This is a genomic window from Streptomyces sp. NPDC127119 (assembly GCF_042677425.1).
Lineage (GTDB): Bacteria > Actinomycetota > Actinomycetes > Streptomycetales > Streptomycetaceae > Streptomyces.
This window is the reverse complement of the sequence record NZ_JBHXTO010000066.1, coordinates 27,748-48,280: the sequence shown is the minus strand read 5'-3', so window position 1 is coordinate 48,280 and position 20,533 is coordinate 27,748. Positions and strand designations below refer to the sequence as shown.

At 71.5% G+C, this 20,533-nt stretch carries 21 protein-coding genes; 5 read left to right on the top strand and 16 right to left on the bottom strand.

Features of this window, described 5'->3' with window-relative positions; all coding sequences use genetic code 11:
- Positions 1-43: 43 nt before the first annotated feature.
- A complete protein-coding gene (locus ACFVH5_RS25525) occupies positions 44-1,894 on the bottom strand; it encodes a serine/threonine-protein kinase (protein WP_385836097.1) in 1,851 nt (616 codons plus the stop codon).
- A 146-nt stretch (positions 1,895-2,040) separates the two neighbouring features.
- Complete coding sequence (locus ACFVH5_RS25520) at positions 2,041-2,922, bottom strand: menaquinone biosynthetic enzyme MqnA/MqnD family protein (RefSeq protein ID WP_384806121.1); 882 nt, start codon at positions 2,920-2,922, stop codon at positions 2,041-2,043.
- Between the two features lie 371 nt (positions 2,923-3,293).
- Between ACFVH5_RS25520 and ACFVH5_RS25515 the strand changes: the two genes are divergently transcribed.
- Positions 3,294-3,497: a cold-shock protein gene (locus ACFVH5_RS25515; protein ID WP_016645643.1), complete on the top strand. Its 204-nt coding sequence runs from the start codon at positions 3,294-3,296 to the stop codon at positions 3,495-3,497.
- Between the two features lie 166 nt (positions 3,498-3,663).
- On the opposite strand, the gene ACFVH5_RS25510 is transcribed toward ACFVH5_RS25515, so the two are convergent.
- Both ACFVH5_RS25510 and ACFVH5_RS25505 read right to left on the bottom strand, forming a co-directional pair.
- Positions 3,664-5,580 carry an AMP-dependent synthetase/ligase gene (locus ACFVH5_RS25510; RefSeq protein WP_385836096.1) on the bottom strand — a complete coding sequence of 639 codons (1,917 nt, stop codon included), beginning with the start codon at positions 5,578-5,580 and terminating at the stop codon, positions 3,664-3,666.
- A gap of 199 nt (positions 5,581-5,779) precedes the next feature.
- Positions 5,780-7,051 (bottom strand): acetyl-CoA C-acetyltransferase, encoded by a 1,272-nt coding sequence (locus tag ACFVH5_RS25505; protein WP_385836095.1) that lies wholly within the window; start codon positions 7,049-7,051, stop codon positions 5,780-5,782.
- A 237-nt stretch (positions 7,052-7,288) separates the two neighbouring features.
- Here ACFVH5_RS25505 and ACFVH5_RS25500 point away from each other — a divergent pair, with 237 nt between their 5' ends.
- Positions 7,289-8,629: a 3-oxoacyl-ACP reductase gene (locus ACFVH5_RS25500; RefSeq protein ID WP_385836094.1), complete on the top strand. Its 1,341-nt coding sequence runs from the start codon at positions 7,289-7,291 to the stop codon at positions 8,627-8,629.
- Positions 8,630-9,047: 418 nt separating this feature from the next.
- Positions 9,048-9,947, top strand: a complete 900-nt coding sequence (locus ACFVH5_RS25495) for a MaoC family dehydratase (protein ID WP_385836093.1) — start codon at positions 9,048-9,050, stop codon at positions 9,945-9,947.
- Positions 9,948-9,987: 40 nt separating this feature from the next.
- On the opposite strand, the gene ACFVH5_RS25490 is transcribed toward ACFVH5_RS25495, so the two are convergent.
- The 4 genes from ACFVH5_RS25490 to ACFVH5_RS25475 all read right to left on the bottom strand — a co-directional run bounded on the left by ACFVH5_RS25490 (position 9,988) and on the right by ACFVH5_RS25475 (position 12,426).
- Positions 9,988-10,644 (bottom strand): TetR/AcrR family transcriptional regulator, encoded by a 657-nt coding sequence (locus tag ACFVH5_RS25490; protein WP_385836092.1) that lies wholly within the window; start codon positions 10,642-10,644, stop codon positions 9,988-9,990.
- Positions 10,645-10,737: 93 nt separating this feature from the next.
- Positions 10,738-11,088 carry a DUF4229 domain-containing protein gene (locus ACFVH5_RS25485; RefSeq protein WP_385836090.1) on the bottom strand — a complete coding sequence of 117 codons (351 nt, stop codon included), beginning with the start codon at positions 11,086-11,088 and terminating at the stop codon, positions 10,738-10,740.
- A 108-nt stretch (positions 11,089-11,196) separates the two neighbouring features.
- Positions 11,197-11,730, bottom strand: coding sequence for a GNAT family N-acetyltransferase (locus tag ACFVH5_RS25480; protein ID WP_384806134.1), 534 nt, complete (start codon positions 11,728-11,730; stop codon positions 11,197-11,199).
- A gap of 111 nt (positions 11,731-11,841) precedes the next feature.
- Positions 11,842-12,426 carry a hypothetical protein gene (locus ACFVH5_RS25475; protein ID WP_385836089.1) on the bottom strand — a complete coding sequence of 195 codons (585 nt, stop codon included), beginning with the start codon at positions 12,424-12,426 and terminating at the stop codon, positions 11,842-11,844.
- Between the two features lie 152 nt (positions 12,427-12,578).
- On the opposite strand from ACFVH5_RS25475, the gene ACFVH5_RS25470 reads away from it, so the two are divergent.
- Positions 12,579-13,175 carry a TetR/AcrR family transcriptional regulator gene (locus ACFVH5_RS25470; protein WP_384806138.1) on the top strand — a complete coding sequence of 199 codons (597 nt, stop codon included), beginning with the start codon at positions 12,579-12,581 and terminating at the stop codon, positions 13,173-13,175.
- A 211-nt stretch (positions 13,176-13,386) separates the two neighbouring features.
- On the opposite strand, the gene mqnE is transcribed toward ACFVH5_RS25470, so the two are convergent.
- The 5 genes from mqnE to ACFVH5_RS25445 form a co-directional block, all read right to left on the bottom strand.
- On the bottom strand, positions 13,387-14,550 hold the full coding sequence (mqnE, locus tag ACFVH5_RS25465) for an aminofutalosine synthase MqnE (protein WP_210881900.1): 1,164 nt from the start codon (positions 14,548-14,550) through the stop codon (positions 13,387-13,389).
- A gap of 64 nt (positions 14,551-14,614) precedes the next feature.
- On the bottom strand, positions 14,615-15,073 hold the full coding sequence (locus tag ACFVH5_RS25460) for an Lrp/AsnC family transcriptional regulator (protein ID WP_210881899.1): 459 nt from the start codon (positions 15,071-15,073) through the stop codon (positions 14,615-14,617).
- A gap of 130 nt (positions 15,074-15,203) precedes the next feature.
- Entirely contained in the window at positions 15,204-15,878 is a 675-nt protein-coding gene (locus tag ACFVH5_RS25455) for a UbiX family flavin prenyltransferase (protein WP_107020869.1), read from the bottom strand.
- 153 nt (positions 15,879-16,031) lie between these two features.
- Positions 16,032-16,934 (bottom strand): menaquinone biosynthesis prenyltransferase MqnP, encoded by a 903-nt coding sequence (gene mqnP, locus ACFVH5_RS25450; RefSeq protein ID WP_385836088.1) that lies wholly within the window; start codon positions 16,932-16,934, stop codon positions 16,032-16,034.
- Positions 16,931-18,391, bottom strand: a complete 1,461-nt coding sequence (locus tag ACFVH5_RS25445; protein ID WP_107020863.1) for a menaquinone biosynthesis decarboxylase — start codon at positions 18,389-18,391, stop codon at positions 16,931-16,933. Before ACFVH5_RS25445 ends, mqnP begins: the two co-directional genes overlap by 4 nt.
- 124 nt (positions 18,392-18,515) lie before the next feature.
- Here ACFVH5_RS25445 and ACFVH5_RS25440 point away from each other — a divergent pair, with 124 nt between their 5' ends.
- Positions 18,516-18,920, top strand: a complete 405-nt coding sequence (locus tag ACFVH5_RS25440; protein WP_385836086.1) for a PLD nuclease N-terminal domain-containing protein — start codon at positions 18,516-18,518, stop codon at positions 18,918-18,920.
- Positions 18,921-18,963: 43 nt separating this feature from the next.
- On the opposite strand, the gene ACFVH5_RS25435 is transcribed toward ACFVH5_RS25440, so the two are convergent.
- The 3 genes from ACFVH5_RS25435 to ACFVH5_RS25425 form a co-directional block, all read right to left on the bottom strand.
- Positions 18,964-19,203 (bottom strand): hypothetical protein, encoded by a 240-nt coding sequence (locus ACFVH5_RS25435; protein ID WP_385836085.1) that lies wholly within the window; start codon positions 19,201-19,203, stop codon positions 18,964-18,966.
- 231 nt (positions 19,204-19,434) lie between these two features.
- Positions 19,435-19,959 (bottom strand): hypothetical protein, encoded by a 525-nt coding sequence (locus ACFVH5_RS25430; protein ID WP_385836084.1) that lies wholly within the window; start codon positions 19,957-19,959, stop codon positions 19,435-19,437.
- On the bottom strand, positions 19,943-20,434 hold the full coding sequence (locus tag ACFVH5_RS25425; protein WP_189778691.1) for an RNA polymerase sigma factor: 492 nt from the start codon (positions 20,432-20,434) through the stop codon (positions 19,943-19,945). The genes ACFVH5_RS25430 and ACFVH5_RS25425 overlap by 17 nt, the downstream gene beginning before the upstream one ends.
- Between the last annotated feature and the right edge of the window lie 99 nt (positions 20,435-20,533).

The window sequence follows — 20,533 nt, the reverse complement described above, 5'->3', positions numbered from 1 at the left end:
GCACAGGACATCCCCCCGGCCCACTGCCGTCACCGGCCGCCCCCTACCCCACCTTCGACATCCGAGCCACCGGATCCCCCGCGTCCGCGTTGTCCGTCTCGTAGCGCAGGTCGTCGGCGACCGGGATCAGGCGGACCTCGTGGCGGCCCGTCGTGCACTCGGACGTGGTGGACGGCTTGGCCACGCTCGTGGCGATCAGTTGTCCGGCCGTCACCTTCTCGAGGTACAGGTCGGTGTCGCAGGTGCCGCCGATGAGGTCGGTCTGGCGGAACGTGCCGAGCCGTTCGCCCTTCTCGGCCTGGCCGACCGTCACCCGGAAGGTGCCCATGGGGAGTTTGCCGTCGAGGGCGAAGCCGTCGCCCTCCCAGGTGCCGAGGTACGACGCGGGGATCGCGCTGTCCTCACCGCCCGTGGGGCCGGTGCTCGGGGTGGCGCTGCTCCCGGCCGAGGGGCCGGCGCTGGCCGCGGGCGGTGTCCCGGCGGGTCCCGCGTCGCTGCTGTCGTCCGAGCCGGTGCCCGGCAGCAGGTCGAACACGAACACCGAGCCGAACGTCACCGCCGCCAGCGCCCCGGCCACCGCGAGCGCGACGGTGCAGCTCAGCCTGCGTCCCCGGCCGCCCGCACCCGGCACGGAGGTCGCCGCCACACTGACGGACACCTTCCCCGCGGCAGGGGCGTGGGCGGCAGGGGCGGGCGGACCGTCGGCATCCCGCGGTTCCGGTACGTACGTGGGGGCGCCCGGGTACGGCGTGTGCGGCCCGTTGTGGGCGCCCGGAGCGTAGGGCGAGTACGGGGAGGGGGAGGAAGAGGGGGAGTACGACGCGTACGAGGGGTCGGGCGGGCCGAAGACCCCGGGCGCCCCTCCCTCCCCCGCCGCACTCGCCCCCGAAGGACCGGCCGCCGCAGGGCTGTCCGCAGGACCGGCCGCCGAAGGGCTGTCCACCGAAGGGCTGCTGAAGTCCACCACCCCCGACGGCGCCGCCTCCGCCGTCCCGTCCGCGACCTCCAGGTTCAGCAGGCGTACGGCGCTGCGGCTGACCTGTTCCACCAGGGGACCCGGCAGCCAGCCCGCCGCCACCAGCCGGGCCGCGCCCTCCGGGGCCAGTGCGGTGGCGAGGGCCGCCGGGGACGGGCGCGCGGACGGGTCCTTGGCGAGGCAGCCGGCGACCACCTCCCGCAACCCGCCGGTGAGCGCGCCCAGTTCGGGTTCCTCGTGGACCACCTTGTAGAGCAGGGCGGCCGAGGAGTCGCCGGGGAACGGGGACGAGCCCGTCGCCGCGTACGCCAGTACCGCGCCGAGCGAGAAGACGTCGGCCGCGCCGGTGACGCCCTTGCCGAGGATCTGCTCGGGCGACATGTAGCCGGGCGAGCCGATGGAGACGCCCGTCGCGGTGAGGGACGCCGTGCCGTCGGTCGCGCGGGCGATGCCGAAGTCGATGAGGAGGGGGCCGTCGAGGGTCAGCAGCACGTTCGACGGCTTGACGTCGCGGTGGACCAGGCCCAGGCCGTGCACGGCGGTCAGCGCCTCGGCGAGCCCGGCGCCCAGGACGCGTACGGAGTGGTCCGCGAGGGCGCCCGTGTCGGTGACCGCGGCGGTCAGCGTGGGGCCTGCGGCATAGCCGGTCGCCACCCACGGGACCCGGGCGTCCGGGTCGGCGTCGAGGACCGGGGCCGTGTACGCGCCGCCCACCCGCCGCGCCGCCTCCACCTCGCGGCGGAACCGGGCGCGGAACTCCTCGTCGAGCGCGAAGTGCGGGTGCACGATCTTGACCGCGACGGTACGGCCGCCCGCGCTGCGGCCCAGGTAGACGCGGCCCATCCCGCCGGAGCCGAGCCGGCCGAGCAGCCGGTAGGGCCCCACCACCGTGGGTTCGTCGACTTCGAGCGGCCTCATGCGCCCGCACCTCCCCCGTCCCCCGTGGACCCGCAGACCCGCAGACCCGTGTGTGCGTATGTCCGTCGTCCCCCGGGTGTCGTCCCCCGGACGAGCCGCACGCACTCCAGCAGGGTAGTGCCGCCCGTCCCGCGGACCCGGGTGGCTCAGGGCTCCAGCAGGTCGACCTTCACGTCCGCCGGGAAACCGGTCGTGGGGCCGACCCGGCGCGCGAACTCCGTGACCGCCTCCAGCTGCGGTGCGCCGAAGCGGAAGTCGAGGGTCGTGAAGTAGCGCTCCAGGACGCTCTCGTCGAAGGCCTCCCAGCGGGCCGCCTGCTCGGCGACCTTGCCGACCTCCTCCAGGGACAGGTCGCGGGAGGCGAGGAACGCCTCGTGCACCTTGCGGGTGAGGACCGGCTCGCGTTCCAGGTAGTCGCGGCGGGCGGCCCAGACCGCGAAGACGAAGGGCAGGCCCGTCCACTCCTTCCAGAGGGCGCCGAGGTCGTGCACCTGGAGGCCGTAGCGCGGGCCGTCCAGCAGATTGGCGCGCAGGGCGGCATCGCCGATCAGCACCGCCGCGTCGGCCTCCTGCATCATCAGGCTGAGGTCGGGCGGGCAGGTGTAGTAGGACGGCTCGACGCCGTACCGCTCCGACAGGAGGAGCTGCGCGAGGCGTACGGACGTACGCGAGGTCGAGCCGAGGGCGACCCGGGCGCCGTCCAGCTGGTCCAGGGGGACCTGGGAGACGATCACGCAGGACATCACGGGGCCGTCGCAGCCGACCGCGATGTCGGGGAAGGCGACCAGCTCGTCGGCGTGCTTGAGGAACTCGACGAGGGTGATGGGCCCGATGTCGAGATCGCCCCGTACGAGCTTCTCGCTGAGCTTCTCCGGGGTGTCCTTGGTGAGCTCGAAGTCGAGCAGCGTGCCCGTTCTCGCGAGTCCCCAGTACAGGGGCAGGCAGTTCAGGAACTGGATGTGGCCGACGCGCGGCCGTGAGCGGCGGGCGTCGGGACGCCCCTCGGGAGACTCAGGAGAATTGTCCACATCGCGAGGCTAACCCCCATGCGGTACGGTGCAGGATCCAGGGTGCCCGAGTGGAGTACGAAACCGCTTCCGCCCCATGTGTCAACCCTTGTGACACCGAGTGATACCGCTACGTCAGCCCCTCCGGCGGACCCGTCAAACTTCCGGGTGACGTGATCTTGCCCTCTATTGCCTTCGGCTGCCCTCCTGGGTAGGCTCATCCGCAAGTTGCAGTTTGGTTTCCCTTGCAGTACAGAGCCTGCGGAGCATGTGACCGCGGGCTCTCGTCGTTTTCAGACGAATGCAGTTGTTTACAAGGTTTTGTTCACAAGCTTTTGTTTACACCTTGCAGGTTCTGGAGCAGGGCAACCCTTTGGGCCCAAGGAGGGCTTATGGCTACCGGAACCGTGAAGTGGTTCAACGCTGAAAAGGGCTTTGGTTTCATCGCCCAGGAAGGCGGCGGCCCGGACGTCTTCGTCCACTACTCCGCGATCAACGCGAGCGGATTCCGCTCCCTCGAAGAGAACCAGGCGGTTACCTTCGACGTGACCCAGGGTCCGAAGGGCCCGCAGGCGGAGAACGTCACCCCCGCCTGATCCTTCGGCTGAGTCCGGGCTCCCGAGCCCGACACTCTGATCCGGAACCTAGAAGCAAGACCCAAGGAGCCCCACACCGTCAGGTGAAGGGGCTCCTGCCTTTTTTCCCCTCGCGCTCTCCCGCTCCCTCCCCAGCTTCCTCCCTGCCTGCCCGCCCGCCCGCCTGCTACTCGCCGCCGAGCGCCCCGTCGTACATCGCCTCGATCTCCCCGGCGAACTCCCGGGTCACCACCGCCCGGCGCAGTTTCATCGTCGGGGTCAGATGGCCGGCGGTCTCCGTGAAGTTCAGGGGCAGGACGGTGAAGCGGCGGATCGATTCCGCGCGGGAGACCAGGCGGTTGGCGTCGTCGATCGCCCGCTGGATGACGGTGAGCAGGTCGGGGTCGGTGACCAGCGTGGCCGTCGGGGCCTCCGCCCGCCCGGTCATCCGGCACCAGTGGGCCATGCCCTCGCCGTCCAGGGTGACCAGCGCGGTGACGTATGGGCGGTTGTCGCCAATGACGACGCACTGGCTGATGAGGGGATGCGCGCGGAGCCAGTCCTCCAGCGGCGCGGGCGCGACGTTCTTGCCGCTGGTGGTGATCAGGATGTCCCGCTTGCGGCCGGTGATCGTGAGATAGCCGTCGTCGTCCAGCTCGCCGATGTCACCGGTGGCGAACCAGCCGTCCTGGGCGGCCGGGACCACTCCGCCCGCCTGCGGGTCCCAGTAGCCGCGGAACACCTGGTTGCCGTTCAGCAGGACCTCGCCGTCCTGGGCTATCCGCACCCGGGTGCCGGGCAGCGGCCAGCCGACCGTGCCCAGGCGCGGCCGGTGCGGATAGGTGAGGGTCGCCGCGGCCGTGGTCTCGGTGAGGCCGTAGCCCTCGTACACCTGGATGCCGGCGCCCGCGTAGAAGGAGGCGAGGCGGCGGCCGAGCGGGGAGCCGCCGCAGACCACCTGGCGGACCTTGCCGCCGAGGGCCGCGCGGATACGGCGGTAGACGAGGGGGTCGTAGACGGCGCGGGCCGCTCTGAGTTTGGCGCTCGGCCCGGAGCCCGTGCCGTGCTGCTGGGCCTCCAGCGCTTCCCCGTAGCCGCGGGCCACCCGGGCCGCACGGTCGAAGGAGGCGGCGCGGCCCATCCTCTCGGCGGTCGCGCGACCGCTGTTGTAGACCTTCTCCAGCACGTACGGGATGGCCAGCAGGAAGGTCGGCCTGAAGCCCGCGAGGTCCGTCAGCAGTTCCTCCGTACGGATGCTCGGCGCGTGACCCAGGCGTACCCGGGCGCGCATGCACGCGACGGCGACCATGCGGCCGAAGACGTGCGAGAGCGGGAGGTACAGGAGCGTGGAGGCGGGCTCCTTGAAGGTGGACTTGAAGACGGGGTGGAGCAGTTCGACGGCGTTGTCGACCTCGGCGAAGAAGTTGCCGTGGGTCAGCGCGCAGCCCTTGGGGCGCCCGGTGGTGCCGGAGGTGTACATGACCGTCGCGAGCGAGTCGGGGCCGAGGACGCCACGGCGTACGGCGACCTCCTGGTCGGGGACGCCCCGGCCCAGCTCGGCGAGCCGGTCCGTGTGCCCCTTCTCGAAGATCCACACATGCTGGACGTCGGGCAGCCGGTCACGTTCGGGACCGAGCGCGGCGGCCTGCGACACATGCTCGACGGCGATCGCCACCGCGCCCGAGTCCTGGAGGATCCAGCGCGTCTGGAAGACGGACGAGGTCGGATAGACGGGGACGGTCACCAGGCCCGCGGCCCACGCGGCGAAGTCCAGCAGCGTCCACTCGTACGTCGTACGCGCCATGATCGCGAGCCGGTCGCCGGGCATCAGGCCCTCGGCGATCAGCCCCTTGGCGACCGCGAGCACCTGGTCGGCGAACTCGGCCGCCGTGACGTCCTGCCAGCGGCCGTCGGGGCCCTTGCGGCTGAGCACCGGGTCGTCCGGCACCTGGTCGGCGTTGTCGAACGGGATGTCCGCGAGCGAGCCGTGGGTCACGGGCAGGATCAGCGGGGGGACCGAGACCTCTCGTACGACACCGTCCAGCCGCCTGACCTCGGGTTCCGGCAGGGCGGGCTGGGCGCGGGAAGAGGGATCGCGGGACACGGGCGGCTCCTTGCTCTCGTACTTCTCCCATTACGGACCCGTGAGGGGGCAGGTTCACCCGGGAAACTGGGGGGCTTGTGTGCACAAGAGTGAGAGGTTGGTGCGTGTTCGGACGGCTGTTCATCTTTTGCCGAAGGTGTGGGCATGGATGGACGTCGCACAAGGGCCGGGCGCACGGAGGGTCGCGTGCCCGGCCGGGTCACGGGCGTTCGAGGATCGCCGTCACCCCCCGGCCGCCCGCCGCGCAGATCGAGATCAGGCCGCGGCCGGGACCCTCCCGCTCCGCGAGCAGCTTCGCCAGGGTCGCCACGATCCGCGCCCCGGTGGCCGCGAAGGGGTGGCCGGTCGCCAGGGACGAGCCCGCCACGTTGAGGCGGGCCCGGTCGACCTGGCCGAGCCCCTGCTTCTCCCAGGCCGCCAGGGTGGCGAGCACCTGGGACGCGAACGCCTCGTGCACCTCGACGAAGTCGAAGTCGTCGAGGCCGAGTCCGGCCCGTTCCAGCAGGCGCGGGACCGCGTGGGCGGGTGCCATGAGCAACCCGTCCTCCCCGCCGGCCACGTCCCCCGCCACGAAGTCGACGGCCGCCGTCTCGTACGCCGTCAGGTACGCGAGGGGCGTCAGGCCGCGCCCCGCCGCCCACGCGTCGCTCGCGAGGAGCACGGTGGCCGCGCCGTCGGTCAGGGGCGTCGAATTCCCGGCCGTCATCGTGGGGTCGGGGCCCCGGACGCCGAACACGGGCTTCAGCGTGGCCAGTTCGGCCACCGAGGAGCCGGGGCGGAGGTTCTGGTCCCGGGCCAGCCCCCGGAAGGGCACGACCAGGTCGTCGAAGAAGCCGCGTTCGTAGGCGGCGGCGAGCCGCTGGTGGCTGGCCGCCGCCAGTTCGTCCTGCGCCTCGCGGGTGACGGCCCACGTCCGGGCGGTGACCGCCGCGTGCTCACCCATCGACAGTCCGGTACGCGGCTCCGCGTTGCGCGGGATCTCCGGGACGAGGTGGCCTGGGCGGACGCGGGCGAGCGCCTTCAGCCGGGCGCCCGCCGACTTCGCGCGCCGGACCTCGAGCAGGACGCGCCGCAGCTGGTCGTTGACGCCGAGCGGGGCGTCGCTGGCCGTGTCCGCGCCGCCCGCGACGGCGGACTCGGTCTGCCCGAGCATGATCTTGTTGGCCGCCGCGACGACGGCCTGCAGGCCGGTGCCACAGGCCTGCTGGAGGTCGTACGCGGGGGTGCGGGCGTCGAGCCGTGAACCGAGCACGGTCTCGCGCGCGAGGTTGAAGTCACGGCTGTGCTTGAGGACGGCACCGGCCACCAACTCCCCCACCGCGCCCGGCTCTTCGAGCCCGAAACGGTCCACGAGGCCGTCGAGGGCCGCGGCCAGCATCTCCTGGTTCGAGGCGGTGGCGTACGGGCCGTCGGAGCGGGCGAAGGGGATGCGCGTACCGCCGACGACCGCGACGCGGCGCGGCTCCGGCACACGGAGGGGTCCGGCGGCGGGGACACGTTCGGCCGCGGGGGCGGATCCGACGGTGGGAACGGGTCCGACAGCGCGGAGCGGCCGGGGTGCGCGACTGGGTTCGACGGGGCTCATCTCGACCTGCTCCCTCACGGTGACGTAGCATTACCTCGGGTAACCTTACTCCAGAGTAAGCAGGGAGTGGGTGCCCGCGCGAGCCTGCGCCCGAGCGCATCCGACCCAGCTGGGAGCTGAACCATGGCCGACCGCTATCTGAGCCTCACCGGCACCGCGCCCGGCCGCTTCCTGACCCGGCGGCTCGGCCTGCCCCAGCCGGCGCGGCTCCGGCGGTGGAGCGCCGAACGGCCCTCCCTGCAAGGCCGGTTGCTGCATCTCACGGCCGGCAAGTCCGACCTCGACCTGGCACCCGTCCTCGCCCACGCGGGGCTGGACCTGGACCTCGTACCGGCCGGGTCGGCACTGGACCTGGGCACGGAGAACCCGGTCGCCGTCGTCCTCGACGCCACCGGCGTCCATGACGTCGACACCCTCACCGAGGTCCACGCGGCACTCCACCCCGTCGTCCGGTCGGTCGCCGGGAGCGGGCGGATCGTGGTGCTCGGCTCGCCCCCGGACCCCGCCGACCACCACCAGGCCGCCGTGCAGCAGGCCCTCGAAGGGTTCGTACGGTCCCTCGGCAAGGAGATCGGGCGGGGCACGACCGTGCATCTCCTACGGCTCACGGACGCGCGCGCCGCCGAGTCGACGTTCCGCTTCCTGCTCTCGCCCAGGTCCGCGTACATCAGCGGGCAAGTGGTCGAGGTCGGCGACGGTGAGGCCGAGAAGGCGGCGCCCGCCGACTGGGGCAAGCCGCTCGCCGGACGGACCGCGCTGGTCACCGGGGCCGCGCGCGGGATCGGCGAGGCCGTCGCCACGACGCTCGCGCGGGACGGGGCGCGAGTGGTCTGCCTGGACGTGCCCGCCGCCGAGGCCGACCTGGCCGCGGTCGCCGGACGGCTCGGCGGGGTCGCCCTCACGCTGGACATCACGGCGGACGACGCGGGGGCGCGCATCGCCGACGCGCTGCCCGAAGGACTGGACGTCCTCGTCCACAACGCGGGGATCACGCGGGACCGGCGGCTGGTCAACATGCCCGCGGAGCGGTGGAGTTCGGTGCTCGACGTCAACCTCGCGAGTGTGCTGCGCACGACCGACGCGCTGCTGACCGGCGGCACGCTCCGGCCCGGCGGGCGGGTCGTGGCGACCGCGTCCATCGCCGGGATCGCGGGCAACGCGGGCCAGACGAACTACGCCGCGTCCAAGGCGGGGATCGTGGGGCTCGTACGGGCTCTCGGGCCGCGGGCGCTGTCGGAGTACGGCGTGACCGTGAACGCCGTCGCGCCCGGGTTCATCGAGACGCGGATGACGGCCGCGGTGCCGTTGTTCATCCGCGAGGCGGGGCGGCGGATGAACTCCCTCTCCCAGGGCGGGCTGCCGGTGGATGTCGCCGAGACGACGGCGTGGCTCGCGAGTCCGGGGTCCGGGGCGGTCAATGGACAGGTGGTGCGCGTTTGTGGGCAGAGCCTGTTGGGGGCGTAACGGTTCGTTTTGCGGTGCGGGTCCGCTGTGGCTGGTCGCGCAGTTCCCCGCGCCCCTTGAAAGCGCCGTTGCCGGGTGCGGGTGCGTCGTGGCTGGTCGCGCAGTTCCCCGCGACCCTTGAAAGCACCGTTGCCAGGTGCGGGTCCGCTGTGGCCGGTCGCGCAGTTCCCCGCGCCCCTAAAAGCAGGCCGTTGCCAGGTGCGGGTCCGTCGTGGCCGATCGCGCCGTTCCCCGCGCCCCTTGAAAGCACCGTTGCCAGGTGCGGGTCCGCTGTGGCTGGTCGCGCCGTTCACCGTGCCCCTCAAGGGCGCAGCCCTTGTCTTTGGGGGCGCGGGGAACTGCGCGGCCCGGCCCCACCGGGCCCGCACCTGACAGCGATCGGCGAGCACAACCCCGTTGCGAAGGAGGAGAGTTGGAGATGGGTGACCTGGTGGATGTCGGGAACGACGGGACTCGGACGCGTACCCTCGGGCGGTCGCCGGCGCTGTGGCCCCTGCTGGCCCGGGGAGCGGTGCTCTCCCCGTTCAAGCGGCCCCGGACCGGGGTCACCGTCACCGCACCCCGTACCCGGCTGGTACTGCCCGGGGTCCGGGTCGACCTGGGCAGGCTCGCCGCGTACGAGCGCGCCTGCGGATTCGGCGTGGGGGCGGACGAGCTGCCCCCGACCTACCCGCATGTGCTCGGCTTCCCCGCGGCCATGCGGCTGATGAGCGCGCGGACGTTCCCGCTGCCGCTGCTCGGGCTGGTGCACACGTCCATCGGCATCACGCAGCACAGGGCGCTCACGGCCACCGGAGAGTACGAACTCGCCGTGTGCGTCGACGACCTGGTGCCCCACCGGCGCGGGACGGAGGCAGTCGTCACGACCGAGGTGCGGGCGGCCGGCGACCTCGTGTGGGAGTCACGCAGCACCTATCTGGCACGGCACGCCGTCGCGCAGCCCGCGGAAAACGGACGCACTGCCGAGCGGGCCGCGGCGGAGCGCGAGCCGCTGCCCGTGCTCGCCGAGTGGCACCTCGCGGAGGACGTCGGGCGGCGGTACGGATCCGCGTCCGGGGACCGCAATCCGATCCACCTGCACCCCCTCACCGCCCGCATGTTCGGCTTCCCCCGGACCGTCGCGCACGGCATGTGGACCGTGGCGCGCTGCCTCGCCGAGCGCGGGACACCCCAGGCGGCCCGCATCCGGGCGGAGTTCAAGGCGCCGGTGCTGCTGCCGGGGACGGTGTCGTACGGGGCGAGGAGCAGCCGTTTCGAGCTGCGCGGAGCCGACGGCGGCCGGCTGCATCTGACGGGGGAAGTGCTGCCGCTCGCCTGACGCCCACCCGATCCGGACGGCGCCACCGGCGCACCCCCCCTTATTCAGGGTCGCGGCCCGGGGCCTCCGCCCACGGCTGCCCCTCCATCAGGTCGCCGAGGCCCGCCCACGCGAAGTTCATCAGGGTCGCGGCGGCCTGCCGGGCGGAGACCCCGGGGGTGGCGTTGGCCCAGGCGGCGAGGGACTCGGCGGCACCGACGAGGGCTTCCGCGAGGCCCGCGACCTCGCGTTCGGGCAGTGAGGGGTTGCGGTGGGCCTCCCGCGCGGCGACCACGATCAGCTGGGTGACGAACGCCACGATCTCCTCGCGCATCGAGGTGATCTCGGCGGCGAAGGGTTCCCCGTGCGTACGCGCCTGACGGTGCAGCACCGCCCAGCCGTCCGGATTCTGCGCGGTGTGCGTGAAGAACGCCCGCAGGCCTTCCCAGAGTTGGCGGTCGGCGGGCAGGTCAGGACGGACTCCGGCGCGTACGGCCGCGGTCAGGGCGGCGGCCTCACGCCGGATGCACGCGGTGAACAGGTCTTCCTTGCTGTTCAGGTACAGGTAGACCAACGGCTTGGACACGCCTGCCAGATCGGCGATCTCGTCCATCGAGGCGGCCCGGTAGCCCCGCTGCCCGAAGGTCCGTACGGCGGCGTCCAGCATCTGCTGTTCGCGCACGGCACGGGGCATCCGCTTGCTCTTCACTGCACCCATACAGGAAAGAGTATGTTCTGCCGACGGTTGCGCCGGGGCGAGGTGCGGTCACCTGCGGTCGCACCGGGGGCGGGGGTGCGGCCCCGGCCGCCTTCAGGCCGTGCGGCTCCGGGCGCCGGACACGTCGCCGGACACCTCGCCCGGTACCTCTCCGGACGTCTTGCCCGAGGCGGCGTCCGCGGCCTCGTCCTCCTGGTTGCGGTTCGCCTCCAGGTTGGACTTCATGCGGTCGACGCGCGCGACGACCTGCACCGAGGCGCGGTCGCGCTCCTTGCGGAGGACCACGAAGCTGATGGGCGCCGAGACGACCAGGGCGAGCATGACGACCCACATGCCGTTCGAGTCGCCGAGGCCGCGCGGAGCGACGCCGGAGTAGACGAGGCCCCAGACGACCACGAGGCAGCCCACGAAGATCCCGAGGCGCATCAGTGTGTAGCGGAGCATCTCAATCCACTCTTCCCGTTCCGAACGTTCCCAAAGGGCACCGTCCAGTGAAGCACGCGCGGGCCGCGATCTTGTAGGGGGGTGTCGGGGGTGTGGGGCCCGTCGGCCTCAGTCGACGCGGCCCAGGGACAGCAGCATCGTGATGTCGTCCCGGTCGTCGCCCGGCGACACCCTGATCGCGTCCGGTACGCGGCCGACCTCCTTGTAGCCGCACGACCCGTAGAACCGCTCCAGGCCCTCGCCGCCCCGGCAGGTGAGCCGTATCGCCTCTATGCCGTCGAGACCGCGGGCGGCGTCGGCGGCGGCCGTGAGCAGGTCGCGGCCGTAGCCCCTGCCCTGGTGCCTGGGGTGCACCATCACCGTGTACAGCCACAGCCAGTGCTTCATCAGGCGGTGGGTGTTGTGGGTGAGGAAGGCGGTCGCGGCGACGGTTCCGTCCTCGTCGCGGCCGACCAGGAGCCGGGTGCGGCCCTCGGCCATCGCGACGAAGTGCTTCACGAGCTCCGGCCGTACGGTCTCACGCGAGACCGGGGGTACGAAGCCGACGGAGCCGCCCGCGTTGGACACGTCGGCCCACAGGTCGGTGATGCCGTCCCGCAGGGCGGTGCCGACAGAGGGGTCGAGCTCGAACGTAAGGGCCATGCGGGCAGATTACTTATTACCCGGCCTGTGACTCAAGTGGCTTGTGCCGCACAGCCCTCGCGACCCCCACGAACCCGCCGCACCCCTCACGGCCGATGCGGACGGACGAGGTCACACCCCGTCGCGGGCGCGGCCCAGGCGCAGCGCGGAGGCGAGGAAGAAGACGCCGCCGAGGAAGGCGTAACCGGCGAGGTTCGACAGCGAGGCGTCGTCACCGGCGGCCGAGGCGACGAAGGACGAGCCGGCGAGGGTGGAGATGGCACCACTGATGATCATCGGCCACTGGCCGCCCAGCTTCCGGCGCAGGGCGCCCGCGACCAGCTGGACGATTCCCGAGAGGACGGCCCAGGCTCCCCAGACCCGCAGGACGGCCGGGATGCCGGACGTGGCGGCGACGGCGAGCCCGATCACCGTCAGCGAGCTGATCGCGATGTTCACGAGCAGCGCCGGGGCCTTGCCGCCGTCGGCCCGGGCGGCCCGGAGGTCGACGACCGCCGCCGCCACGTCGAACAGGGGGTACAGCACCAGCAGCGTCACACTCACCGGCCCCAGCGTGTCGGCGGTCGTGAACAGCAGCGCGGCCCACACCGCGGCGAAGGCGAAGCGCACGAAGTACAGCTTGCGCAGGGCCGCGGGGACGCCGGTGGGGGCGGTCCCGACGAAGGGGTCCACGGGGGAGTTCACGGAGGTGTCCATGGGAGTGCCTTTCAGCGATGTCGATGACGAGGGCGATGGCGAGCGCGACACGAACATGAGGGAGAACGTTCGGTCCCATCACAGCTAAAGGGCAACCGGGCACCGCTGTCAAGACCGAACGTTCTACCCCGCCGTCTTGGTAGGCTGAAGGCATGAGCAGGAACCCAGAGGGCGGTGGCGCAGGCGCCGGCACATCCGAGGCGCGTACGCGGCTGCTGAACACGGCGACCAGGATCTTCTACGCGGAAGGCATCCACTCGGTCGGCATCGACCGGATCACCTCGGAGGCCAAGGTGACCCGGGCCACGCTGTACCGGCACTTCGCGGGCAAGGAGGAACTCGTCCTCGCGTATCTCGACCTGGCGGACCGGGGCATCCGGGCCCAGGTCGACGCGGCCCGGGCGAGCAGCGAGTCACCGGTCGAACGGGTCCTGGCCGTGGGCAGGTCCATCACGGACGGCATCCGGTCCCCCGGGTTCCGCGGCTGCGCCTTCCTCAACGCGGCGGCCGAGTACCCCGACGCGACCCAGCCGATCCACCAGGCCGTACTGGCTCACCGGCAGTGGTTCCTGAACACGGTGACGGACCTGCTGGCCGAGACCGGCGACGAACCCGCCGAGGCGGGCGCCCGGCACCTCGTCATGCTCCGGGACGGCGCGATGGCGGCAGGCTGCCTCTTCGACCCGAACCTGATCTCGGAAACCTTCATGCAGGGCGTGGAGGGAATCATCAGAGTCCGCACCACCTGACCCGGCCCGTCCCCCGACAGGGGCCGCCCCCAGAGGGGCGCGGGGAACGGCGCAATCTTTTCGCTTTCAGGGGCGCGGGGAACGGCGCAATCCTGTCGTCCTGAAGGGGCGCGGGGAACGGCGCGCCCAGCCCCCACGCACCCGCACAAGACCGCGGGAGCGAGGGCTGGGCAGGGGCCTGGGGGCGGCAGCCCCCAGGGTCAACAACAGCTCAAAGCCGCATGGGCTGCGGAGTCTCCCGCCGCCCCGCGTCCGCGCCTTCGTACTCGCGGATGATCTCGTACCGAGTGTTCCGCTCCACCGGCCGGAACCCGGCGTCGCGGATCAGATCGAGCAGATCCTCCCGCGTCAGCTTGTTCGGCGTGCCGTAGTTGTCCGCGTCGTGCGTGATCTTGTACTCGACGACCGACCCGTCCATATCGTCCGCGCCGTGCTGCAGCGCGAGCTGGGCGGTCTGGACGCCGTGCATGACCCAGAAGACCTTGACGTGCGGCACGTTGTCGAAGAGCAGCCGCGAGACCGCGAAGGTCTTCAGGGCCTCCGCGCCGGTCGCCATCTGCGTACGGGCCTGCAGCCGGTTGCGTACCTTCCCGTCCTTCATGTCGACGAAGTCGTGCTGGTAGCGCAGCGGGATGAAGACCTGGAAGCCGCCGGTCTCGTCCTGCAGTTCACGCAGGCGCAGGACGTGGTCGACCCGGTGGCGGGGCTCCTCGATGTGCCCGTACAGCATCGTGCACGGGGTCTTGAGACCCTTCTCGTGCGCGAGGCGGTGGATGCGCGACCAGTCCTCCCAGTGGGTGCGGTGGTCGACGATGTGCTGCCGGACCTCCCAGTCGAAGATCTCCGCGCCGCCGCCGGTGAGGGATTCGAGGCCCGCGTCGATCAGCTCGTCGAGGATCTCGGAGGCGCTGAGCCCGGAGATCGTCTCGAAGTGGTGGATCTCGGTGGCGGTGAAGGCCTTCAGGGAGACGTTCGGGAGGGCCTTCTTCAGCTCGCTGAGCGAGCGCGGGTAGTAGCGCCACGGCAGGTTCGGGTGGAGCCCGTTGACGATGTGCAGCTCGGTGAGGTTCTCGCCCTCCATCGCCTTGGCGAGCTTGACCGCCTCCTCGATGCGCATCGTGTACGCGTCCTTCTCGCCCGGCTTGCGCTGGAACGAGCAGTAGGCGCACGACGCGGTGCACACGTTCGTCATGTTGAGGTGACGGTTGACGTTGAAGTGGACGACGTCACCGTTCTTGCGGGTGCGCACCTCGTGGGCGAGCCCGCCCAGCCAGGCCAGGTCGTCCGACTCGTAGAGCGCGATGCCGTCCTCGCGGGTCAGCCGCTCACCGGCCCGGACCTTGTCCTCCAGCTCGCGCTTGAGCCCGACGTCCATGCGTGTACCTCTCCCTGTGACCTGCGCCTATTCGTGTCAACCGCTCAACCGTACTCCCGCGCCCCTACTGCTCCTCCTCGGGCAGCTCACCCACCCTGTTCTCCCACTTCGTGGAGAGCACGATGGTCGTACGGGTCCTGGAGACGCCCTTGGTCCCGGACAGCCGGCGGATGGTCCGCTCCAGGCCGTCCACGTCCGACGCCCGCACCTTGAGCATGTAGGAGTCGTCGCCGGCGATGAACCAGCAGTCCTCGATCTCGCCGAGGTCCTTCATCCGGCGTGCCACGTCCTCGTGGTCGGCGGCGTCGGAGAGGGAGATGCCGATGAGGGCGATGACGCCGAGTCCGAGCGAGGCCGAGTCGACCGTCGCGCGGTAGCCGGTGATGACACCGGCCGCCTCCAGGCGGTTGATGCGGTCGGTGACGCTGGGCCCCGACAGTCCGACGAGGCGTCCCAGCTCCGCGTAGGAGGCCCGGCCGTTCTCCCTGAGAGCCTGGATGAGCTGCCTGTCCACCGCGTCCATGCGATCGATAGCCTTCCGCTGAAAGTTCCTGAAGTGATGGGTGAGTACTGCCGCGTTGCTCTGTGCTCGGGTGGTGCCGTGCTCGGGTGGTGCCGTGCTCGGGTGGTGCCGTGCTCGGGTGGTACTGCGCTCAGGTGGTGCGGGAGCCGCCGCCGAGTTCGCCCTCCCAGCGGCGGTAGAGCGTGTGCCCGACGCCCGCCGCGTCCAGCACGCGCCCGGCGACGAAGTCCACCAGGTCCTGGATGTGCGTGGCCCCCGCGTAGAACGCCGGGGAGGCCGGCAGTACGGTCGCGCCCGCGTCGTCGAGGGTCACCAGGTGCCGCAGGGTCTGCCCGTTCAGCGGGGTCTCCCTGACGGCGACGACCAGCTTCCGCCTCTCCTTGAGGACGACGCTCGCGGCGCGCTGGAGCAGATCCTTCGAGAGGCCGAGCGCGACTCCGGCGACACAGGCGGTGGAGGCGGGCACGATGAGCATGCCCTTGGAGGGGTACGAGCCGGAGGACGGCCCCGCCGCCAGGTCCCCCGCGCTCCAGTGCCGTACGGCGTCGACGTCCACCGCGAACGTGCCGGGCTTGCCGTCGGCCCCCCGGCCGAGCCACTCCCGCAGGTCGTCCTGCCAGTGGGCGTCCCGGAAGCTGATCCCGGTCTCGTCGAGCAGGGTGAGCCGCGAGGCCCGTGAGACGACGAGGTCGACGCTCTCACCGGCCGCGAGGAGGGCACGCAGCACGGCAGCGGCATACGGCGTTCCGGACGCGCCGGAGACCCCCACGATCCAAGGCCGACGCTCTGTTTCTCCTGCGTTCACACCTTGAGCCTACCGGCGCGACGCCACTGACTCAGGACCGGTGGCACGCCTTCGGGTCAACGGGCGGCCGGGCGGTGCGCCGACGCCCCCGCGCCCGTCGGGAAAGCCCGCGCCGGCCGGGCCGACGCGGGCCGGGTCGAAGCGTGCCGTCCGTCAGACCGTGAGTCCCCGCACCAGCAGGTCCAGCAGCGCGCAGGCGAACAGTGCGATGCCGATGAAACCGTTGACCTGGAAGAACGCCCGGTTCAGGCGGGACAGGTCCGTCGGGCGGACGAGGGTGTGCTCGTACAGGAACGCGCCCGCCACGATCAGCAGGCCCAGCCAGAAGAAGACCTCCGCGTCGGTGGCCAGCGCGTACCAGACCAGGAGGCCGGTCGTCACCGCGTGGCAGCCGCGCGCGCCCCAGATCGCGGCCGGGACGCCGAAGCGCGCCGGTACCGACTTCACGCCGACCTCGCGGTCCGTCCGTACGTCCTGGCAGGCGTAGATCAGGTCGAAGCCACCGATCCAGATGCCGACCGCCAGGCCCAGGATCACGGCGTCCCACGACCACTCGCCGGTGATCGCCAGCCAGCCGCCGATCGGGCCCATCGCCTGGGCGAGACCCAGGATGGCCTGCGGGAAGTTCGTGAACCGCTTGCCGTACGGGTAGACCACCATCGGGATCACCGCGATGGGCGCCAGCGCCAGGCAGAGGGGGTTCAGGAGGGCCGCCGCGCCCAGGAAGAACACCAGGGCCACCAGCGCGCCCGTCCAGGCGTGCTTCACCGACATCGCGCCGGTGACCAGCTCACGGTGGGCCGTACGGGGATTGCGGGCGTCGATCTCCCGGTCGATGATCCGGTTCACGGCCATCGCGAAGGTCCGCAGCCCGACCATCGCGACGGTGACGAGGAGCAGCCGGCCCCACTGGATGTTGCCGTCCGTCAGGAACATCGCCGTCAGCGCCGCGATGTACGCGAACGGCAGCGCGAAGACGGAGTGCTCGATCATGACGAGCCGCAGGAACGCCTTCGTGCGTCCGGGCTGCGGGATCGCCGCTGATGCGCTGCTCACGAGAGTCCGTACTCCTTCCAGCGGCGGTCGACCTTCGCCGCCGTATCCGGGTCCGAGAGGACCATCTCGGGCCAGCCGCCGTCGCGCGTGTAGCCCTCCTCGGGCCACTTCCGCGTGGCGTCGATGCCCGCCTTGCCGCCCCAGAACTGCTGGTACGAGGCATGGTCGAGGTGGTCGACCGGGCCCTCGACCACGGTGAGGTCACGGGAGTAGTCCGTGTTGCCCAGCGCCCGCCACGCCACCTCGTGCAGGTCGTGGACGTCGCAGTCGGAGTCGACGATCACGATCAGCTTGGTCAGGGACATCATGTGGGCGCCCCAGACGGCGTGCATCACCTTCTGGGCGTGCTTCGGGTACTTCTTGTCGATCGCGACGATCGCGCAGTTGTGGAAGCCGCCCGCCTCGGGCAGGTGGTAGTCCACGATGTCCGGCACGATGATCTTGAGGAGGGGGAGGAAGAACCTCTCCGTCGCACGCCCCAGCGGGCCGTCCTCCGTCGGCGGCCGGCCGACCACGATCGACTGGATCAGCGGGCGCTTGCGCATCGTGACGCAGTCGATGGTCAGCGCCGGGAAGGGTTCCTGGGGGGTGTAGAAGCCGGTGTGGTCGCCGAAGGGGCCCTCGGGGAGCATCTCGCCCGGCTCCAGCCAGCCCTCGATGACGACCTCGGCCTGCGCCGGCACCTGGAGCGGCACCGTCTTGCAGTCGACCATCTCGATCCGCTTGCCCTGGAGGAACCCGGCGAAGAGGTACTCGTCGATGTCACCGGGCAGCGGCGCGGTGGAGGCGTACGTCACGGCGGGCGGGCAGCCGAAGGCGATCGCGACCGGCAGCCGCTCGCCGCGGCGCGCGGCCACCGCGTAGTGGTTGCGGCTGTCCTTGTGGATCTGCCAGTGCATGCCGATGGTGCGCTTGTCGTGGCGCTGGAGGCGGTAGAGGCCGAGGTTGCGGATGCCGGACTCGGGGTCCTTGGTGTGGGTGAGTCCGAGGTTGAAGAAGGACCCGCCGTCCTGCGGCCAGGTGAAGAGCGCGGGCAGGGCGTCCAGGTCGACGTCGTCGCCGGTGAGCACGACCTCCTGAACGGGGGCGTTGTCCGACTTCACCTTCTTCGGCGGTACGTGCGTCATGGCGCCGAGCTTCCCGAAGGCCTCGCGCACCCCCATGAAGCCCTGCGGCAGCTCGGGTTTCAGCAGCCCGCCGATCTTCTCGCTGATCTCGGCGTACGACTTCAGGCCGAGCGCCTTGAGCAGGCGGCGGTCCGTCCCGAAGACGTTCATCGCGAGCGGCATCGCCGATCCGCGCACGTTCTCGAAGAGCAGCGCGGGGCCGCCCGCCTTCTGGACGCGGTCGACGATCTCCCCGACCTCCAGGTACGGGTCCACCTCGGCCTTGATGCGCTGGAGGTCGCCCTCGCGCTCCAGCGCCCGGAGCAGCGAGCGAAGATCGTCGTAAGCCATGCGTCCCAGTATCGGCTACTCGCTACGCTGGCTCCGTAAGGGGGGCCGCTCGACCGGCCCCGACGGGCATGGGTTCTTCTTGACCCGTCTCCGTACGCGTCTCCACAGCAGGGGGAACCACCGCATGCTTCGGGTGCTGATGATCCTGGTGCCGCTGGCACTCAGCATCTACGCCTTCATCGACTGCATCACGACCGATGAGAAGGACGTCCGCTACATCCCGAAGCCCCTCTGGGCGATTCTCGTGCTGCTGTTCCCGCTCGTCGGCTCGATCTCGTGGCTGATCGTCGGCCGGGTCCGCACCCCGCGCGACGCCGCGTCGTCCCGCCGGGGCGGCTGGGTCGCGCCCGACGACAACCCCGACTTCCTCAAGTCCCTCAGGGACGAGAACAAGGACGGCGGCAGGGACGACGGCAAGGACAGCGGCAGGGACGGCGGTAAGGACAAGGGCGAGCCCGGCGGAACGGGCGGCGGCAAGGACGACACCGGCGGCGAGGGTCCCGAGGACGCCGCTCCGCCGAAGTCCTGACCGAAATCCTGACCGCCGCCCGGCGTGCCGGGCGGCGCCGGGATCAGCTCCCGGCGGACGCGGCCAGCCGGTAGAACGCCTGCGTGGTACGTGGGTGGGCCATCTCGTCCAGCAGGTGCCGCCATTCAAGATCGTGATCGTCGCAGGCACCGGAGTGCGCGTCGTCCCAGGCGGCGAGCAGCGGGGCGAGCTCGCTCTCGGGGGTCGCGAGGACGGCGGTCCGGACCGCGGTCCCGCCCGCGGTCCGGTCGGTGATCGGGCCGGAGGTCGTGGAGATGTTCATGGCGGTTCCTTCCGGGCGGCGGAGCGGCTGCTGGTCGACGTTCTCGGCCGAAGTCCTCGATTGAAGTCTTCGGCTGAGGTTCTTGGTTCGGGTTCGGACCGAACTTCCCCTTGGACTTTCCGACTTCAACTTTGCCGCCGTCCGCCCGCCGCCGCCATGAAGCGACCTACCAGACCCGGGGTGGGGGCAGCCCCACCCCGGGCATCCGGCCCACCGCCTGACACATCGTCATCACGGTTTCTCCGAAGGGGAGTTGGAGGGTGACTTCGCGGACGGAGTCGGTATCGTCGACGGCTTCTCGGTCGGCGCCGCGCTGGGTGCCACCGAGTCCGCCGGCGGCTTGCTGGGGGCCGCCGCGGAGGGCCCTGTCGACGCGTCGGGGCTCGCGACCGGGGGCTTCTTGGAGGCCTCGGGCGCCTGGGTGGGCCGGTCCGCGTCGGACTCGGTGGGCCCGGTCGACGGCGACGGGGTGGGCGAGGCCGGAAGGCCGCTCGTGGACGGCGGAGCGAGGGGGACCGTCGGGGACACGGGCCGGTCGGGCGCCGCCAGCCGGACCGGCAGCGCGACGAGAGCCGTCACCGCGCACAGCAGGCCTGCCCCGGCCGCCGCGCGGAGCAGCCGGCGGCGGGCCGCGCCGCGGCGGATCGCCTCGTACCGGCCGGGGGGCGGGCCGAGGTAGTCGGACGCGGGCCGCAGGATGACGGCGAGGGGGTCGTCGGGTTCGAAGTCCGGGCCGTCGTCAGAGTGTGTGATCAACGCTTCTCCTCAGATGGGCGCGGAGCAGTTCGCGGGCCGCGTGGAGATCGGCCTTGACGGTTCCTTCCTTGCGCCCGGTCAGCACGGACACCTCCCGGATCGGCATGTCAGCGTAGTAGTGCAGCAGAATCGGGACGCGCAGCCGTTCCGGCAGGGACTGCACGAGCAGGCGCACCGACGGATCGGCCTGTTCGGTCTCCGGGCGGACGGCGGCCTCGGCCGTCGCACGGCGCACCGCCCGGCGTTCGCGCTCCAGTTTGCGCCAGTGATCCCGGACGATGTTCGCCGCGGTCACGTAGAGGAAGCCGCGGGGTTCGGCGACGGAGGTCCAGCGGGCCCAGAGCCGGGTGAACGCCTCCGAGGCGATCTCGTGGGCCGTCTCGTCGTCGTCGACCAGCCGGCGGCACCAGCCGGCCAGACGCGGGTAGAGGGCGGCGAACAGCTCGGACGCTGCCTCCTCGCGGGACCGTTTCAACGCTCTCCAGGTCGTGACGCTCATGGTGGGGGCTCGTGGGGCTCACCCGGAAGGATCCCGGACCGTCGGCGTACGGTTCCGACGGCCCGGAATCCACGG

What these genes read in the sequence shown, in the direction of transcription:
- ACFVH5_RS25525 (WP_385836097.1), bottom strand. Translation starts at nt 1,894, where the DNA reads ATGAGGCCGCTCGAAGTCGACGAACCCACGGTGGTGGGGCCCTACCGG.
- ACFVH5_RS25515 (WP_016645643.1), top strand. Translation starts at nt 3,294, where the DNA reads ATGGCTACCGGAACCGTGAAGTGGTTCAACGCTGAAAAGGGCTTTGGT.
- ACFVH5_RS25500 (WP_385836094.1), top strand. Translation starts at nt 7,289, where the DNA reads ATGGCCGACCGCTATCTGAGCCTCACCGGCACCGCGCCCGGCCGCTTC.
- ACFVH5_RS25495 (WP_385836093.1), top strand. Translation starts at nt 9,048, where the DNA reads ATGGGTGACCTGGTGGATGTCGGGAACGACGGGACTCGGACGCGTACC.
- ACFVH5_RS25490 (WP_385836092.1), bottom strand. Translation starts at nt 10,644, where the DNA reads ATGGGTGCAGTGAAGAGCAAGCGGATGCCCCGTGCCGTGCGCGAACAG.
- ACFVH5_RS25485 (WP_385836090.1), bottom strand. Translation starts at nt 11,088, where the DNA reads ATGCTCCGCTACACACTGATGCGCCTCGGGATCTTCGTGGGCTGCCTC.
- ACFVH5_RS25480 (WP_384806134.1), bottom strand. Translation starts at nt 11,730, where the DNA reads ATGGCCCTTACGTTCGAGCTCGACCCCTCTGTCGGCACCGCCCTGCGG.
- ACFVH5_RS25475 (WP_385836089.1), bottom strand. Translation starts at nt 12,426, where the DNA reads ATGGACACCTCCGTGAACTCCCCCGTGGACCCCTTCGTCGGGACCGCC.
- ACFVH5_RS25470 (WP_384806138.1), top strand. Translation starts at nt 12,579, where the DNA reads ATGAGCAGGAACCCAGAGGGCGGTGGCGCAGGCGCCGGCACATCCGAG.
- mqnE (WP_210881900.1), bottom strand. Translation starts at nt 14,550, where the DNA reads ATGGACGTCGGGCTCAAGCGCGAGCTGGAGGACAAGGTCCGGGCCGGT.
- ACFVH5_RS25460 (WP_210881899.1), bottom strand. Translation starts at nt 15,073, where the DNA reads ATGGACGCGGTGGACAGGCAGCTCATCCAGGCTCTCAGGGAGAACGGC.
- ACFVH5_RS25445 (WP_107020863.1), bottom strand. Translation starts at nt 18,391, where the DNA reads ATGGCTTACGACGATCTTCGCTCGCTGCTCCGGGCGCTGGAGCGCGAG.
- ACFVH5_RS25440 (WP_385836086.1), top strand. Translation starts at nt 18,516, where the DNA reads ATGCTTCGGGTGCTGATGATCCTGGTGCCGCTGGCACTCAGCATCTAC.
- ACFVH5_RS25435 (WP_385836085.1), bottom strand. Translation starts at nt 19,203, where the DNA reads ATGAACATCTCCACGACCTCCGGCCCGATCACCGACCGGACCGCGGGC.